Source organism: Pseudomonas sp. TH08, assembly GCF_016651275.1.
GTDB lineage: Bacteria > Pseudomonadota > Gammaproteobacteria > Pseudomonadales > Pseudomonadaceae > Aquipseudomonas.
Window position 1 is genome coordinate 462,946 of sequence record NZ_JAEKEE010000004.1, and the last position, 17,209, is coordinate 480,154.

General features: G+C 59.8%; 11 protein-coding genes. 5 read left to right on the plus strand and 6 right to left on the minus strand.

Features of this window, described 5'->3' with window-relative positions:
- Positions 1 to 300 precede the first annotated feature (300 nt).
- Complete coding sequence (locus tag JFT91_RS19205) at positions 301 to 1,368, plus strand: autotransporter outer membrane beta-barrel domain-containing protein (RefSeq protein ID WP_201233508.1); 1,068 nt, start codon at positions 301 to 303, stop codon at positions 1,366 to 1,368.
- Positions 1,369 to 1,490: 122 nt separating this feature from the next.
- On the opposite strand, the gene glgB is transcribed toward JFT91_RS19205, so the two are convergent.
- From glgB to JFT91_RS19220, 3 genes are all read right to left on the minus strand, one after another.
- Positions 1,491 to 3,722: a 1,4-alpha-glucan branching protein GlgB gene (gene glgB, locus JFT91_RS19210; protein ID WP_201233509.1), complete on the minus strand. Its 2,232-nt coding sequence runs from the start codon at positions 3,720 to 3,722 to the stop codon at positions 1,491 to 1,493.
- A gap of 2 nt (positions 3,723 to 3,724) precedes the next feature.
- Entirely contained in the window at positions 3,725 to 7,066 is a 3,342-nt protein-coding gene (gene treS, locus JFT91_RS19215; protein ID WP_201233510.1) for a maltose alpha-D-glucosyltransferase, read from the minus strand.
- A gap of 207 nt (positions 7,067 to 7,273) precedes the next feature.
- The gene (locus JFT91_RS19220; RefSeq protein WP_201233511.1) at positions 7,274 to 9,271 is read right to left on the minus strand and encodes an alpha-1,4-glucan--maltose-1-phosphate maltosyltransferase; all 1,998 of its coding nucleotides are present in this window, start codon (positions 9,269 to 9,271) and stop codon (positions 7,274 to 7,276) included.
- Between the two features lie 217 nt (positions 9,272 to 9,488).
- On the opposite strand from JFT91_RS19220, the gene JFT91_RS19225 reads away from it, so the two are divergent.
- Complete coding sequence (locus JFT91_RS19225) at positions 9,489 to 9,647, plus strand: hypothetical protein (RefSeq protein ID WP_201204089.1); 159 nt, start codon at positions 9,489 to 9,491, stop codon at positions 9,645 to 9,647.
- A 42-nt stretch (positions 9,648 to 9,689) separates the two neighbouring features.
- On the opposite strand, the gene JFT91_RS19230 is transcribed toward JFT91_RS19225, so the two are convergent.
- The gene (locus tag JFT91_RS19230) at positions 9,690 to 10,202 is read right to left on the minus strand and encodes an MgtC/SapB family protein (protein WP_201233512.1); all 513 of its coding nucleotides are present in this window, start codon (positions 10,200 to 10,202) and stop codon (positions 9,690 to 9,692) included.
- 126 nt (positions 10,203 to 10,328) lie between these two features.
- Between JFT91_RS19230 and JFT91_RS19235 the strand changes: the two genes are divergently transcribed.
- From JFT91_RS19235 to mapR, 3 genes are all read left to right on the plus strand, one after another.
- On the plus strand, positions 10,329 to 10,577 hold the full coding sequence (locus JFT91_RS19235) for a DUF3203 family protein (RefSeq protein WP_201226072.1): 249 nt from the start codon (positions 10,329 to 10,331) through the stop codon (positions 10,575 to 10,577).
- 195 nt (positions 10,578 to 10,772) lie between these two features.
- A complete protein-coding gene (ccoG, locus tag JFT91_RS19240; protein ID WP_201233513.1) occupies positions 10,773 to 12,215 on the plus strand; it encodes a cytochrome c oxidase accessory protein CcoG in 1,443 nt (480 codons plus the stop codon).
- A gap of 227 nt (positions 12,216 to 12,442) precedes the next feature.
- Positions 12,443 to 13,852 (plus strand): GntR family transcriptional regulator MpaR, encoded by a 1,410-nt coding sequence (gene mapR / locus JFT91_RS19245; protein ID WP_007919188.1) that lies wholly within the window; start codon positions 12,443 to 12,445, stop codon positions 13,850 to 13,852.
- Positions 13,853 to 13,976: 124 nt separating this feature from the next.
- On the opposite strand, the gene JFT91_RS19250 is transcribed toward mapR, so the two are convergent.
- Both JFT91_RS19250 and JFT91_RS19255 read right to left on the minus strand, forming a co-directional pair.
- The gene (locus tag JFT91_RS19250; protein ID WP_201226074.1) at positions 13,977 to 14,723 is read right to left on the minus strand and encodes an SDR family oxidoreductase; all 747 of its coding nucleotides are present in this window, start codon (positions 14,721 to 14,723) and stop codon (positions 13,977 to 13,979) included.
- Positions 14,724 to 14,993: 270 nt separating this feature from the next.
- Positions 14,994 to 17,075, minus strand: a complete 2,082-nt coding sequence (locus JFT91_RS19255; protein WP_201226075.1) for a putative bifunctional diguanylate cyclase/phosphodiesterase — start codon at positions 17,073 to 17,075, stop codon at positions 14,994 to 14,996.
- Positions 17,076 to 17,209 lie beyond the last annotated feature (134 nt).

Sequence of the window (17,209 nt, forward strand, 5' to 3'; positions counted from 1 at the left end):
CCTTTGAGCCGGGGTTTCAAAGGCGATTTCCCATGCAAACAATCACTTAGTTATGTAAAGAAAAACAAACGCTTGCACCGCACGATTTACCCCTACCGCTCATCGTCCAGGTTCTTGACGCGCGCAAGCACGTCTTCTTATCTCTACCTTACTACCCCCGGAATCACTGTCCGGGGCGAGCCTTCGGACACTCGCGAAATCGAGCGGCCACGACTCGCCCCGCTCCATTCGGTCGCCCCTCGTTCGGGGTAGGAGAGACGCCACATCGAGATGCCCAATGCGCCTGCAAGGTAGACCTCCATGAAAATTTCATTCACCCCACACGAGATCAAAATCACCTTTTGCACAGTGTCGAGTTCAATCTTGCTGTGCTCGTCCATGGAGGCCCAGGCCAGCCCTGCGGCGGATGAGACCGATCCGTGGTACCGAGAGAATGTGCCGGTCATGACCTTGCCCGCGACGGTGATCACCCCCTACCCGCAACGCTTCAGCCCTCGGCCGGATCTGCAGGGCACACGCTTGATCACCGAAGACCTCGCACCTTCGGCGTGGGATGAGTTATATGGGCGCAGTGCCCGTCAGGCGCAAACCGATGTGCTGTCGCCGGGGTTCGCCACACCGGGCAGCGACGCTTTCAAAGGTCCGGCGGTGCTGACGCTGCAAAGCGCCAGCCATACCCAGAAGATCGGTTTGATCGGCGGCCTCAATCAGATTCAGGCAAACGGCAATGGCTTGATCACTAGCCGTGCCCTCTCCGACCCGACCACCGACACGTTGAACTTGCAGGGCCAAAACCTCGGCGCTTATTACAGCCTGATCGGTGCCCAGGGCTGGCACGTCGATCTGTCGGCCAGCGGTGGCCGGGTCAGCGGTTTCAGTCGCAACGAACAAGGCGCTCGGCAAGCCACCGAAGGGAGCGCGATGACCTTCTCCGTGGAGGGTGGTTATCCGATTGGCTTGAGTGAGAACTGGGTGGTCGAACCGCAGGCGCAATTGATCAATCAGCGGATTACCCTTGATACGCCGTATGCCGGGTCGGGCAATGCCTCATCGACCGATCTGAGCGCGTGGAGTGGCCGCGTCGGAGCACGGCTGAAAGGCAGTTACGATTTGAACGGTTTGCCGGTCGAACCCTACGTTCGCACCAACCTCTGGCACACGGTGTATACCGGCAACACGGTGACACTGGATCAGGTCGACAAGATCAGCAGCAGCCGCAAGTCATCGACCGTCGAGTTGGGATTGGGCTTGGTGGCGCGGGTAACGCCGGCTGTGAGCCTGTATGTGAGTGCCGATTACAGCAGCGATGTCGATGACAATGACCTCAACGGACTGATCGGCAGCCTCGGCGTGCGGATGCGCTGGTAGGGTTTGGCTTGGAGGCGATGGCGTTGGTGCGGACGCCATCGCGAGCAGGCTCACTCCTACAGGGAAACGCATTTCAAATGTGGGAGCGAGCCTGCTCGCGATGGCAGCAACTCGGTCTCGGATCAACCCTCAGGCTTGAGGATCAATACGGCCAGCGGTGGCAGGTTCAGTTCCAGCGACAATGACTGACCATGGCTCGGCACTTCCTCGGTAAACGCCCCGCCGCCATTGCCGTAGTTGGAACCGGCATACGTGTCGGCATCGCTGTTGAGCAGTTCAGTCCAGCGCCCGGCAAACGGCACGCCGACCCGATACGCCTGACGCGGCACCGGCGTGAAGTTGGCCACCACCAGCACTGGTTTGCCCTCCTTGCTCCAGCGCAACCAGGCGTAAACACTGTTGATCGCATCGTCGCCGATCAGCCATTGAAAACCCTGCGGCGCGTCGTCCTGATCGTGCAGCGCCGGCTCCTCGCGATAGAGCCGATTGAGGTCGCCGACCAGTTTCTGTACGCCTTTGTGCTCGGAGTACTGCAGCAGATACCAATCGAGTTGCTGATCGTGATTCCACTCGCGCCATTGCCCGAATTCGCAGCCCATGAACAACAGCTTCTTGCCCGGATGGGTCCACATGAAACTCAAATAGGCACGCAGGTTGGCGAACTTCTGCCAGCGATCTCCAGGCATTTTGTCGATCAGCGAATGCTTGCCGTGCACCACTTCGTCATGGGAGATCGGCAAGATGAATCGCTCTGACCAGGCGTAGACCAGACCAAAACTCAACTCGTTGTGGTGATGCGCGCGATACACCGGATCCTGCTGGATGTAATGCAGCGAATCGTGCATCCAGCCCATGTTCCACTTGTAGGCAAAACCGAGGCCGCCCTGCTGGGTGCTCTGGCTGACGCCCGGCCACGCCGTGGATTCCTCGGCGATCACCAGCGCGCCCGGCGCTTCCAGCTCGACCACGTCATTCAAGTGCCGAAGGAAATCGATGGCTTCAAGGTTTTCCCGGCCACCATGGCGATTCGGCACCCATTCACCGGCCTTGCGCGAGTAGTCGCGATAGAGCATCGAGGCGACCGCATCAACCCGCAGACCATCGATATGGAAATGCTTCAACCAGTGCAGCGCCGAAGCAAGCATGTAGCCATGTACTTCGGTGCGGCCGAGGTTGTAGATCAGCGTGTCCCAATCCTGATGGAAACCTTCCAGCGGATTGCCGTACTCATACAGCGCGGTGCCGTCGAATTGCGCCAGGCCATGGGTGTCGGTGGGGAAATGCGCGGGTACCCAGTCAAGAATCACCCCAATGTCGGCTTTGTGGCAGGCGTTGACGAAGTCACCGAACTGCTCGGGGGTGCCATAACGGGCACTCGGGGCAAACTGCGAAAGCAACTGATAACCCCAGGAACCACCGAACGGATGCTCCATGATCGGCATCAATTCGATGTGGGTGAACCCGAGTTCCTTCACGTATGGAATCAAGCGATCAGCCAACTCGGGCCACGTGTACTGACGGGCGACTTCGCCCAGATCATCCAATTCGCATTGCCACGAGCCGGCATGCAACTCGTAGATCGACAGCGGCGCCGAATGTTTCTGCCGATCCCGGCGGCTGTTCATCCAGTCGTGATCCTGCCAGTCGACTTGCAGCGGCGCGGCGACTTTCGACGCGGTGTCCGGCGGCAGGCTGGTGGCCAGCGCCATCGGGTCGGCCTTGAGCGGCAGAATCCCGTGAGCACCGAGAATCTCGTATTTGTACAACTCGCCCGCTTGCAGGCGCGGGATGAACAACTCCCAGACCCCGGACGGATGCCGCAAACGCATCGGATGCCGACGCCCGTCCCAGACGTTGAAATCACCGACCACCGACACCCGTCGGGCATTCGGTGCCCATACGGCAAAACGCACGCCATCAACGCCCTCGACGGTCATCAGCTGCGCGCCGAGGCACGAACTGAGATCGCGGTGATTGCCTTCGGCGAACAGATACAAATCCATTTCACCGAGCAACTGGCCGAAGCTGTAAGGATCTTCCGCTTCCTGCTCGCCACCGGCCCAGCGGGTACGCAGCCGATACGGCCGCGCCTGGTCGAAGTGCCCGACAAACAGCCCCGGCGTTTCGCTCTGTTCCAGCGCACCGCGCTCTTCACCGCTGTCCTTGTCCAGCACCACAACACTCAGCGCACCGGGCAAATAGGCGCGAATAAACTGCCCGCCCGCGCCATCGCCGTGCGGACCGAGAATGGAAAATGGATCGGGATGTTCGGCACGTACCAGCGCGTCGATGTCTTTCGCCGACGGCAGCAGTGCCTCTTTGACCTGACCCTGTTCCTTGTTCGAGAAACTCATGACTACTCTCCACCAAGATCGGAAAAGGGTTTAAGACCTGTCAATAACCCGTACAAACCGTGCAACGGCACGGGCAGCCACGTGGGGCGATTTTCGGCTTCATAGGCCACTTCATAGGCCGCCTTCTCCAGGCCGAACAACGCAAGCGCGGCGTCGGCGCCATCAGGATCCTGCCAGGCATGATCAAGACTAGCTGCCGCTCGGCGATATGCCTGAACAAATGCCTCACGCGCCTCGCGCAGATAACGTTCGGCGACACGTTGACGTGCGCCTTCGGACTCGGCGCCGTGATCAACGTTGTGTACGTTGATGGTCATCGCCGCTGCGTAATCGAAGGAACGCAGCACGCCACTGACGTCCTTGTACGGACTGTGTTTGCCGCGACGCTCGCTCAATGGCCGCGCCGGTTCACCCTCGAAGTCGATCAGGTAGGCGTCGCCCTTGATCACCAACACTTGGCCCAGATGCAAGTCGCCGTGGACGCGGATACGCAGACCGCCGACGGCCTTCTTCGCCAGATCCTGCACGTGGGCGAGGATGGTTTTTTTCTCATCGACCAAGCGTTTGACCAGCTTCTGATCTGCAGCATTGAGCTCGCCCTGATGCTGCTTGAGCAACTTCAACGCATGCTCGACCTGTGCGGCGACATCCTTGCCGGTGGCCTGCATATCCTTCGCCGTACTGGCTTGCGGAGCGAAGTCGGCATTGTCGGTCGGGGCTGCGAGCACTTGATGCATCTCACCCAGTCGCTGCCCGAGCATGCCAGCGAAGTCCTTCAATTCGCTTAGCGCGTTGTAGTGCTGTTCCTGCTCGGACATGGCATCGGCCAGTTCGTCGCGCAACGCCCGTTCGAGGTTGTTCTGCGTCCATTCCCAGGCATCGCCCTGATTGCTCAGATAACCCTGAGCGATCATCAGCAGGTTGTCTTCGCCCTGCGCATCGCGGCGAATCACCGAACCGAGCAGCGGTGAGATATTGGCAAATCCGGCAGCGGTCAGGTAAGCGCTCATCTCCAGTTCCGGGTGGACGCCGGAGGCGACTTTACGGATCAGCTTGAGCACCAGGCTGTTGCCGATCACCACCGAACTGTTGGACTGCTCGGCCGACAGATAACGCACTTCGGACTCACCGCCGAGGTTGAGTGTGTCCAGCAGCGGCGTCGGCTCGAAGCGAATTTCGCCGTCGGCAGATTCCAGCACGGTGTTGTTCTGCATGCCTTGCAGGACCGCGCGGATAAACGCTTCGAGACTGAAGGCGTCAGTGATCAAACCGACCTGACGCACTCGACGCACGCGGGCCAGTGCCAATTGTTGCGGCAGCGCCGCGCCAACCTGATCTTCCGAGATAAAGCCGAACGGCAATTGATAACGGCTGGTCTGGCCGCCGCTGGTGACTTCGATTTCGCTGAGCAGCACCGGGTGCTGGGCATCGCCGAAGCGCACGCCATAAGCCAGATTGACCTTGTCGATGGCCGCATCCTTGCCGGCGAACCAGCGTCGGTTCTGCAGCCAGCTCGGCAGAATGCCCTGCTCCAGCGTGGTGCGGGACGGCGTTTCGAGCAGTTCTTCCATGCGTTTTTTCAGCACCAGCGTGGTGAAGTCCGGCAGGCTCTGCGCCGGTTCGACGTGCCAGCTCGGCATCTGGTTTTCGGTCGCCAGGGCGAACCAGTAGAAGCCGTACGGCGCCAAAGTCAGGAGAAAATTCAACTGGCCAATCGGCGGGAACGCGTTACCGCCGAGCATCTCCACCGGCACCATGCCGACGTACGCCGACAAATCCAGCTCCGCCGCTTGCGCACTGCGCGACACGTTGGCCACGCACAGAATGATTTCGTGCTTGCCATCGGCATCGGTGAATTCGCGGGTGTAGGCCAAAATGCGTCGATTGCTCGGCGAGAGCATCTTCAGCGTGCCCCGGCCGAATGCCTTGGATTGCTTGCGCACGGCGAGCATACGCCGCGTCCAGTTGAGCAACGAATGCGGGTCACCGGCCTGGGTTTCGACGTTGACCGACAGATAACCGTATTGCGGGTCCATGATCGGCGGCAGCACCAGACTGGCCGGATCAGCGCGGGAGAAACCACCGTTGCGGTCGATCGACCACTGCATCGGCGTACGCACACCGTCGCGGTCGCCGAGGTAGATATTGTCGCCCATGCCAATTTCATCGCCGTAATACAGAGTCGGCGTGCCCGGCATCGACAGCAGCAGACTGTTGAGCAATTCGACGCGACGACGATCACGCTCCATCAACGGCGCCAGACGCCGACGAATACCGAGGTTGATCCGCGCGCGGCGATCAGCGGCGTAGTAATTCCACAGGTAATCGCGCTCCTTGTCGGTGACCATCTCCAGCGTAAGCTCATCGTGATTGCGCAGGAAGATTGCCCACTGGCAGTTGGCAGGTATTTCCGGGGTCTGGCGCAAAATGTCGGTGATCGGGAAGCGATCTTCCTGGGCCAGGGCCATGTACATGCGCGGCATCAGCGGGAAGTGGAACGCCATGTGGCATTCGTCGCCATTGAGGCCGTGGGCGTCGGTGTCGCCGAAATACAGTTGGGTGTCTTCCGGCCATTGGTTGGCCTCGGCCAACAGCATGCGGTCAGGATAATTGGCGTCGATCTCGGCACGAATCTGCTTGAGGACGTCGTGGGTCTCCGGCAGGTTTTCGTTGTTGGTGCCGTCACGCTCGATCAGATAAGGGATGGCGTCGAGGCGTAGCCCGTCAATGCCCATGTCGAGCCAGTAGCGCATCACCGACAGCACCGCTTTCATGACTTGCGGGTTGTCGAAATTCAGGTCGGGCTGGTGCGAATAGAAGCGGTGCCAGAAATATTGGCCGGCGACCGGATCCCAGGTCCAGTTGGACTTTTCGGTGTCGAGAAAAATGATCCGCGTGCCTTCGTATTTCTGGTCGTCATCCGACCACACGTAAAAGTCCCGCGCTGCCGAACCGGGTTTGGCTTTGCGGGCACGCTGGAACCACGGGTGCTGGTCGGAGGTGTGGTTGATGACCAGCTCGGTGATCACCCGCAAGCCGCGCTTGTGCGCCTCGGCGATAAAGCGCTTGGCGTCGGCCATGGTCCCGTAATCGCTGTGTACACCACGGTATTCGGCGATGTCGTAGCCGTCGTCGCGACGCGGCGACGGGTAGAACGGCAGCAGCCAGATGGTGTTGACACCGAGTTCGGCGATGTAGTCGAGCTTGGCGATCAAGCCGGGAAAGTCGCCGATACCGTCGTTGTTGGAGTCGAAAAACGATTTGACGTGAACTTGATAAATCACCGCATCCTTGTACCAGAGCGGGTCTTTGATAAAGGTGGCTGCCTTGGGTTTCTTCGCCATGTGAAACTCCTGTTGAATTCTCTGATACCACATGAATACCCTGTGAAGAAAGGGCTTTTGTGGTGAGGGGATTTAGCGAAACGTCGCACCGCCCCGATGGGCTGCGAAGCGGCCCCGCTTTTATCCAGTAATAACAAGCTGCTTTATGTGGCTGCTGCGCAGACAGTCGGGGATAAATCCCCTCACCACAAAAAACAGGGCAGAGCATCAAGGGGCAGTAATCCGCCAGATGCCGAACGGCTGGTACGCCGGGTCCAGGCGCATGAACTGATATTTGCCGTACCAGTCCCACCGATGCCCGCTCATCAAGTCTTCGCCATGGGTCGTTGCATCGTCCGGCAGGCCCATTTCCCACAATGGCAGCTCAAAATTCGCCTCCTGCACGTTGTGCGGATCAAGGTTGACCGCCACCAGGATGAAATTGCTGCCATCGGCGCTGCGCTTGCCGAAGTACAGAATGTTGTCGTTCCAGGCGTTGTAGACCTTCAAGCCCAGATGGGTGTGCAGCGCCGGGTTCTGCCGACGGATGCGGTTGAGCTGGGCGATCTCGGCGATGATGTTGCCGGGTGCCGTAAAGTCGCGGACGCGGATCTGGTATTTCTCCGAATCGAGGTATTCCTCCTTGCCCGGCACCGGCGCCGCCTCGCACAGTTCATAACCGGAATACATGCCCCACAGGCCCGAGCCCATGGTTGCCAGCGCCGCGCGAATCAGAAACCCGGCACGCCCGGATTCATGCAGGAACGCCGGGTTGATGTCCGGCGTATTGACGAAAAAGTTCGGCCGGTAGCATTCGCGCCAGGGTGATTCGTTGAGTTCGGTGAAGTAAGCGGCGAGTTCCGCCTTGGTGTTGCGCCAGGTGAAATAGGTGTAACTCTGCGTGTAACCGACCTTGCCCAGCCGCGCCATCATTGCCGGCGTGGTGAAAGCTTCGGCGAGGAAAATCACTTCCGGGTACAGCGCCCGCACATCGGCAATCAGCCATTGCCAGAACGGCAGCGGTTTGGTGTGCGGATTGTCGACGCGAAAGATCTTCACGCCCTCCTCGACCCAGCCGATGACGATGTCGCGCAACTCGACCCAGAGGCTCGGAATCGCGTCCGGCGCATAGAAGTCGACGTTGACGATGTCCTGGTATTTCTTCGGCGGGTTTTCCGCGTATTTGATCGTGCCGTCCGGCCGCCAGTTGAACCAGCCCGGATGCTGTTTGAGCCACGGGTGATCCTGGGAACACTGAATGGCAAAGTCGAGGGCGATCTCCAAGCCATGGTCAGCGGCGGCCGCCACCAGTCGGCGGAAGTCTTCGCGGGTGCCGAGTTGCGAGTGGATCGCCTCGTGGCCGCCCTCCTCGCTGCCGATCGCATAAGGGCTGCCTGGATCATCCGGGCCCGCGGTGAGGGAATTGTTGCGGCCCTTGCGGTGCGCACGACCAATCGGATGGATCGGCGTGAAGTACAGCACGTCGAAACCCATGTCCTGAATCATCGGTAGCCGTGAATGCACGTCGTTAAAAGTGCCGTGACGGCTTGGATCGTCGGTGATCGAGCGCGGAAACAGCTCGTACCAACTGGCGAACTCGGCCAGTTCACGCTCGACGTCCATGGGAAATTCGGCGCTGACACTCAGATAGGCGCGATGATCAGCCTCAGCCATCAGTTGCGCACTGTGCGAGTGCAGGAACAACGCAACCTGCTCGGTTTCGAGCAGGCCGGACAGTTCGTGATGCAGGGCCGCGAGTTGTTCGCTGAGCTGGCCTTCGCTGCGTTCGGCGGCCTGTTGCACCATCGTTCGGCCTTCTTGCAGCTCCAGCGAAATCGGCACTGCAGCGTTGTGCTTTTTCTCCAGTTCGTACTGGAAACTGGCGAAGTGGTCGATCCACGCCTCGATGCAATACAGGAAGCGCCCCTGATGCTCGGGGCGGAACTGGCCTTGCCAGCCGTTATTGCCCTGGTCGGCCATGACCTCGCTTTGCCAGACCTCCTCGCCTTCCTCGCGCCAGCGAATGCGCACCGCCAACTTGTCGTGGCCGTCGGCGAAAACCTTGCAGGTGACCACCACTTCACGGCCAGCAATCGATTTGACGGCAAACTGCCCGCCATCGAGAGTCGGCATGGTGTTTTCAATCGCGATGCGTGGCAGCAGCAACGCCTGCGACAGTGGCATGTGCGGGTTGTAGCTCAGTTCAGACGATTTTTCAGCAGTCATTGAGCATCTCTCCTTAACGCCCCAAGGACGCTCTTGTGCCGGATCAGTGTTCACAACAAGACACCGGCCCCGTCATGAACTCGCTTAGGTTCCGAGCAACCCGCGCCGGGAAAAGTTCAGATGAAATTACTGCGCCGCACCAGCGGATCGAATTCAGCGCGAGGCGGTCAATCCACTTAAGCACTTCTCACGCCATGTGCCACACGGAGGTCTACAGATGAACAACCCATTTCCGGCCGAAACGCCCGATCCGAACATCGACAACCCGACGATTCCCGAGACCGAACCACAACCGGTGCCCGAGCAGGAACCGCCAGGCACGACCCCACCGCCGAAAGAGGAGCCGCCGACGACCATGCCGCCCGTGATCGTCTAACCTGTCGCCGCGACCGATCGTTCCGATCATGGGATCGATCGGTTACAGGTGATCGTTCTTCTGTTCGTCCTTCTCGAACAGCCTGACGATGCGCGGCATCACGCTGAAGATCGCCAGTGCCAGAAAGGTACTGAACAGCGCGGTCGCCTCCTTGCCCAAACCCGCCGCGACGCCGATGGCGGCCGTCATCCACAGACCGGCAGCCGTGGTCAGGCCTTTGACGTGGCCTTCATCGCCCTCGCGGTTCTTCAGAATGGTGCCGGCACCAAGAAAGCCGATCCCCGCAATCACACCCTGCAACACTCGGCTCATCGCGTCGGACTCCGCACCCGAAGTTTGCGGCACCAGCACAAACAGCGCCGCGCCCAGCGCCACCAGCATGTGCGTGCGCACCCCGGCAGCCTTGCCCTTGTGTTCGCGCTCGAACCCGAGAATCCCGCCGAGTACCGCCGCCATCAGCAGGCGCACGGTGATCCGCGTCAGTTGCGACGCATCGCCAATGTCGGCGAATTCCTTTTGCAGCGTTTCCCACACTTCATGCCACCACGCGTTCATCGGGTTGTCCTTGTTATTGGCTCGATAAACGATGGACAGCGCCGACCATTAATCAGTTGCGCAGAACCATCGGCAAACGCTGCCCCCTAACCCTTTAGACACCCCCTGTAAAAAAGGACTGCCACCATGTCTCTGCGAGTTGATAAATCCAATCCCGAGCAAGAAGTCTGTTTTTTCACCGTCGAAAATGGCGAAGAAATACGTATCTGCGACACCCTCGAAGTCAAAACCGATAGCGACAAAGCCATGTCCTTCGTGGAAATCGAAGCGCGGCGCGTCTACATCACTGAAGCAGAAGCCGACGCTCTGACCGTTGCCGGTGCGAAGGACGGCCGCAAGCATTTGAAGGCCGACGAGAGTGATTCGGTTATTTGACTGACCTCGGTCAATGCCCGCCGCAAACGCCTGCGATAGGCGTTTGCGCCCCGCCACCCGGGCTGCTTCAAGTTGTCGCAGGGCTTGCGCAAAAACGCATCTGATACGCTTTTTATTGAAATAGCTGAGTCTGTTATGCAAACAGATCGGCGCTCATAGTTCATCGGCCTGATGGAGGCTGATGAGCGAATAACCATGAGCGAACAAATCCCCGTCCGAACCGTAGAAGCATCGCCAACAATAGCGCCTCAGATAAAGAAGGTGCCCGCACGCCCAATGAAGGCGACGGCCAAATCCAGCGACAACCAGATCCACACCCGCAGTTTCACCGGCCTGTTCCGCACCCTGCGCATGAGTGGCGCGGGTTTTCTGTTTCTGCTGTTTTTCGGCACGGTGTGGCTGAACTGGGGCGGACGTCAGGCGGTGCTGTGGGACTTTTCCGAAAGCAAGTTCCACATCTTTGGCGCGACCTTCTGGCCACAGGATTTCATCCTGCTCTCGGCGCTGCTGATCATTGCCGCGTTCGGTCTGTTCGCCATCACCGTATTCGCCGGACGGGTCTGGTGCGGTTACACCTGCCCGCAGAGCTCGTGGACATGGATCTTCATGTGGTGCGAGAAAATCACCGAAGGCGAGCGCAATCAGCGCATCAAACTGCAAGCCGCACCGTGGGGACTGAACAAGCTAGCCCGCCGCGCCGCCAAGCACACACTGTGGCTGGCGATCAGCGTGATGACCGGCCTGACCTTTGTCGGCTACTTCACCCCGATCCGACCGTTGGCCGAGGAACTGCTGACCCTGCAAATCGGCGGCGTCAGTTTGTTCTGGGTGTTGTTCTTCACCGCCGCCACTTACATCAACGCCGGCTGGCTGCGCGAAGCGGTGTGCATGCACATGTGCCCGTATGCGCGATTCCAGAGCGTGATGTTCGACAAGGACACCTTGGCGATTGCCTACGACGTGGCGCGCGGCGAAAACCGTGGCCCGCGTAAACGCGACGTGAAACCGGTCGAGGCCGGGCTCGGCGACTGCATCGATTGCCAGTTGTGCGTGCAGGTCTGCCCGACCGGCATCGACATCCGCGACGGCTTGCAGATGGAATGCATCGGTTGCGCCGCCTGCATCGACGCCTGCGATTCGATCATGGACAAAATGAACTACCCGCGCGGTTTGATTCGCTACAGTTCCGAGCGCGAACTGCAGGGTGGCAAGACGCATCTGCTACGCCCGCGATTGATCGGTTACACCGTGGTGTTGCTGGCGATGATCGGCGCATTGGCTTTGGCGCTGGTCGAGCGGCCAATGGTCTCGCTGGACGTGACCAAGGATCGCGGGCTGTTCCGCGAGAACGGCCAGGGCCAGATCGAAAACATCTACAGCCTCAAAGTCATCAACAAGACCCAGCAGCGCCAGGACTACAACCTGAGCCTGGTCGATGGTGAGGGCTTCCAGCTGCAAGGTAAAACTGAACTGAGCCTGGCGCCGGGTGAAATTGTTGATGTGCCGGTGTCGGTGGCGATGACCACGGAACGCCCGAGCAGCAGCTCGCAAACCTTGAGTTTCAAGATTGCCGACAGCGACGAACCCGAGGTTTATAGCGTGGCAAAAAGCAGGTTTGTGGCGCCGATGAACCGCTGAGCCGTTAAGATGCTGTCGTTTTTCACTGACAACGCAACACCCTGTGGCGAGGGGATTTATCCCCGATGGCTGCGAAGCAGCCCCAAACCCTACAGCTGAGAAATACCTGGCACACCTCGCTGCATGGTTTCAGGGCTGCTTCGCAGCCCATCGGGGCGGTGCGACGTTTCGCTAAATCCCCTCACCACAATTGCATACACTCGAATCACTCACTGACCGGGCAACCGATGAAACGCTACGAAAAATTCGCCGATGACATCGCTGAACTGATCCGCTCCGGCGTCCTCGGCCCCGGCCAGCGCGTGCCTTCGGTGCGCTACGCCAGCCAGACCTACGGCGTCAGCCCGTCCACGGTGTTCCAGGCCTATTACCTGCTCGAACGCCGCGGCCTGATTCGCGCCCGACCGCGGTCCGGCTACTTCGTCAACACCCACGCACCGAGTCCGTTTTCAGAGCCGGTGATCAGCAGCCACGTCAACGACTCTACCGAAGTCGACGTCAGCGAACTGGTGTTCTCCGTACTGGATTCGATCAAGGACCCGAGCACCGTGCCGTTCGGCTCGGCATTCCCCAGCCCGACCCTGTTCCCGTTGCAACGCCTGTCGCGTTCGCTGGCCAGCGCCGCGCGGGAGATGGATCCGCGCATGGTCGTCACCGACATGTCGCCGGGCAACCCGCAACTGCGCCGGCAAATCGCCCTGCGCTACATGGTCGGCGGGCTGATGCTGCCGATGGAAGAATTGCTGATCACCAACGGCGCACTGGAAGCGCTGAACCTGTGCCTGCAAGCCGTCACCGAACCCGGCGACCTGGTGGCCATCGAAGCCCCGGCGTTCTACGCCAGCCTGCAAGTGCTGGAACGTCTCAAGCTCAAAGCGGTAGAAATCCCCGTACACCCGCGCGATGGCATCGATCTCGGCGTGCTCGCGCAGACACTGGAGCGCCACCCGATCAAGGCCTGCTGGTGCATGACCAGTTTCCAGAACCCGATGGGCGCGACCATGCCCGAGGCGAAGAAACAGGAGTTGGTCGAACTGCTGCGCCGCCATCAGGTGCCGCTGATCGAGGACGATGTCTACGCCGAACTCTACTATGGCCAACAGGCACCGAAACCGGCCAAGGCGTTCGACACTGAAGGCCTGGTGATGCACTGCGGCTCGTTCGCCAAGAGTCTGGCTCCCGGTTACCGCATCGGCTGGGTTGCCGCCGGGCGCTACGCGCAGAAGATCGAACGGCTGAAGCTGATGACGTCGTTGTGTGCGTCGATGCCCGCACAAGCGGCGATTGCCGACTACTTGCAACACGGTGGGTACGACCGGCATTTGCGCAAACTACGCTACGCGCTGGAGGAACAGCAGAGCGCGATGCTGGCTGCCATCGCTCGGTACTTCCCGGCGCAAACGCGGGTCAGTCAGCCGGCGGGCGGCTATTTTCTTTGGCTGGAACTGCCACCGCAGATGGATTCGTTGAAGTTGTTTCAGATGGCGCTGGCACAAGGCATCAGCATCGCACCGGGGCCGATCTTCTCGCCGACGCAGCGCTTCAGGAATTGTATTCGTCTGAACTATGGCAGCCCGTGGACCGAGGATTCGGAGAAGGCCATGGAAACGTTGGGGCGGATTGTGCGGTCGTTCTGACAGATTGTTTGTGCTTCGCAAAATGCTATCGCGAGCAGGCTCACTCCTACAGGGGAACGCATTCCAACTGTAGGAGTGAGCCTGCTCGCGATGAGGCCCGCCCGAGCGACGCTGATCCGAATGCCTAACGCCCGCCACCTAAATCAACAAACGTCCCGGTCGCATACGACGCCTTGTCCGACAGCAACCAGACAATCGCCTCCGCCACCTCATCCGGCCGCCCCCCACGGGCCATCGGAATCGCCGACTCGAGCTTGCTGACCCGATCCGGATCGCCGCTCAGCGCATGGAAATCGGTATAGATGAATCCCGGACGCACCGCATTGACCCGAATCCCCTCGCCCGCCACTTCCTTGGACAAACCGATGGTGAAGCTGTCGAGCGCACCTTTGGATGCCGCGTAATCAACGTACTCATTCGGCGACCCCAAGCGCGAAGCCACCGATGACACGTTGACGATACTGCCGCCCTGCCCGCCGTGTTTGGGCGACATGCGCAGGATCGCGTGCTTGGCGCAGAGGATCGGCGCCAGGACATTGGTTTTCATGATTTTGAGGATGCGGAATTCGGACATCTCGTCGACCCGCGACTTGTGGCCGACGGTGCCGGCGTTGTTCACCAGTGCGGTGACCCGGCCCAGCTCGGTGTCGACCCGATGGAACATCGCGACCACTTCGTCTTCGATGCTGACGTCAGCACGCACGGTGATGGCTTGTGCGCCCAGCGCGCGGACTTGCTCCAGCACGCTTTGTGCGGCCTGTTCGTCAGACTGGTAATTGATGCAGATCCGATAGCCCTGCTCGGCAGCCAATAACGCCGTAGCGGCGCCAATTCCGCGCCCGCCACCGGTGATCACAATGACTTTATCCATGCTGGCCTTTCCCCCCGATGCACACGTAACAGTCGGGAGGGAGAATAACCGCCATTGACGGCTTTTGCATGGACTGTGTGCGAAGCGAAACCTGAGCTGAACACTTGTGGTGAGGGGATTTATCCCCGATGGGTTGCAGAGCAGCCCCAAAAACATCTGGCACGGTTTGTCAGGAATATTTGATTCGCAGGGTTTGGGGCTGCTGCGCAACCCATCGGGGATAAATCCCCTCACCACAGAGTTTTCCTCATCAGAAAGGGATTGTGCCGGTCAGACTGTCGCCAGTTTCTCTCCCCGCGCGATGTCCTGCATGAACTGCTCGGCCGGCATCGGATGCCCGAGCAGGTAACCCTGCAACGAATCACAGCCCAACTTCGTCAGAAAGTCCTGCTGCACACCTGTCTCGACACCTTCGGCCACAATCCGCAATCCCAACGCCTGACCCAACGCCACAATCGCCGAAACAATCGCTGCGTCATCACTGTCATGCTCCAGATCACGCACAAACCCTCGATCGATCTTCAGCTCGTTGGCCGGCAGACGCTTGAGATACATCAGGCTCGAATAGCCTGTACCGAAGTCATCGATCGATAGATCGACGCCCATGTCAGACAACTCCTGCAACACCGTCATGCTCGCATCGGCATCGCTCATCGCCGTGGTTTCGGTGATCTCAAGCGTCAGACTGTTGGCCGGCAAATGGTGAACGGCCAACGCCTTGGCCACGCTTTGCACCAGCCCGGTATGGCAAAACTGCAACGCCGACAGATTCACCGCGATACGCCAATCGGTGTAGCCGAGCACATACCACTCGCGCATCTGCCGGCAGGCCTCGTTAAGCACCCACTCACCAATCGGGATGATCAGACCGCTCTTCTCCGCAAGATCGATGAACTTGTCCGGCATCAGCATGCCATGCACCGGATGCTGCCAGCGCAGCAGCGCTTCGGCACCGATCGCACGGCCATTGGCGGCGTCGAATTTGGGTTGGTAATGCAAACTGAACTGGCTGTGTTCCAGCGCCGCACGCAGATCCTGCAATAACTGCAACTGCTTGCGCGCGTTGCTGTTCATCGACGCATCGAAGAAGCTGTAACCGTTCTTGCCACCGCCTTTGGCGTGGTACATCGCCGCGTCGGCGTTCATCAGCAGTTCCTGAGCGGTCAGGCCATTGCCTGGATACAGGGCGATGCCGACGCTGGCGGAAATCTGCAAGTCATGCTCAGCCACGCGGAACGACCGGGCGATAAGACCGACCTGGCGTGCGGCCAGGCTCAACGCGTCATTGGGTTCGGCCAAGCGAACGAGCAAAGCGAATTCGTCGCCGCCGATCCGTGCCAGCGTGTCGAGACTGCGCAAGTCATCCCGCAGACGCAATCCCACCTCGCGCAACAACTGGTCTCCCATGTGGTGACCGAATGCATCATTGACGGGTTTGAAGCCGTCCAGATCGATGAACATCAAGGCGAAACAGCCGCCCTGTTCGTGGACCTTTTTCATCGCCTGATTGATCCGGTCGTCGAGCAGCATGCGGTTCGGCAGGCCGGTCAGCGTGTCGTGCAGGGCCAACTGCGTCAGTTCGCGGTTGGCCACGGTCAGCGAGTGCGCCAGATCGGCGGTGCGTGCTTCGAGACGGGCGTCAAGAATCGAGGTGAGCAAGGCAATGGAAAGCACCGCCAACGTGGTGATCAACACCAGACTGTCGAGGCCGTTGCCCTTCAAGCCATTGAGCGTCGCGCCGCAGAAGCTGCCATCAGGAAACTGTGCAGCGGCCATGCCGGTGTAATGCATGCCGACAATGGCGATACCCATGATCACCGCAGCGCCGCCACGGATCAGGCGCACATAGGGCGAATGCTGGCGCAGGCGAAACGCGATCCACAGTGCGGCGGCTGAAGCACCGACAGCAATCAGCAGTGAAGCGCCGAACAGCGTTGGGTCGTAGTCGATCCCCGGCGTCATGCGCATCGCCGCCATGCCGGTGTAATGCATGGCGCTGATACCGGCGCCCATGATCAATGCGCCAAACGCCAATTGCAAAATCGGCAGTTTCGGTTGGCTGACCAGCCACAAGGCAAAACCGCAGGACAACACGGCAATCAGCAGCGACAGCGCGGTAATGACGATGTCATAGCCCAGATCGATCGGCAGTTTGAAAGCTAGCATGCCGATGAAGTGCATCGACCAGACGCCGACCCCCATGGCCAACGCACCGCCTGCCGTCCAGAAATGCACGGCACGTCCCTTGGCGGTGGCAATGCGCCCGGTCAGATCGAGCGCGGTGTAGGAGGCGAGGATCGCCACACACAGCGAAATGAACACCAGGGTGAAGGAATAACTACCGATAAGCATGGAGACTCTCGTGGACACCCAATCCGTACTGCGTCCTTTCTCGGCCGGGCAAATGCGCCGATTGTACTGATTGCACAAAAGAACGCACTGACAAAGTGAGCAAATTGCCATCAAGCCGATGAAGCGCTTGTTCG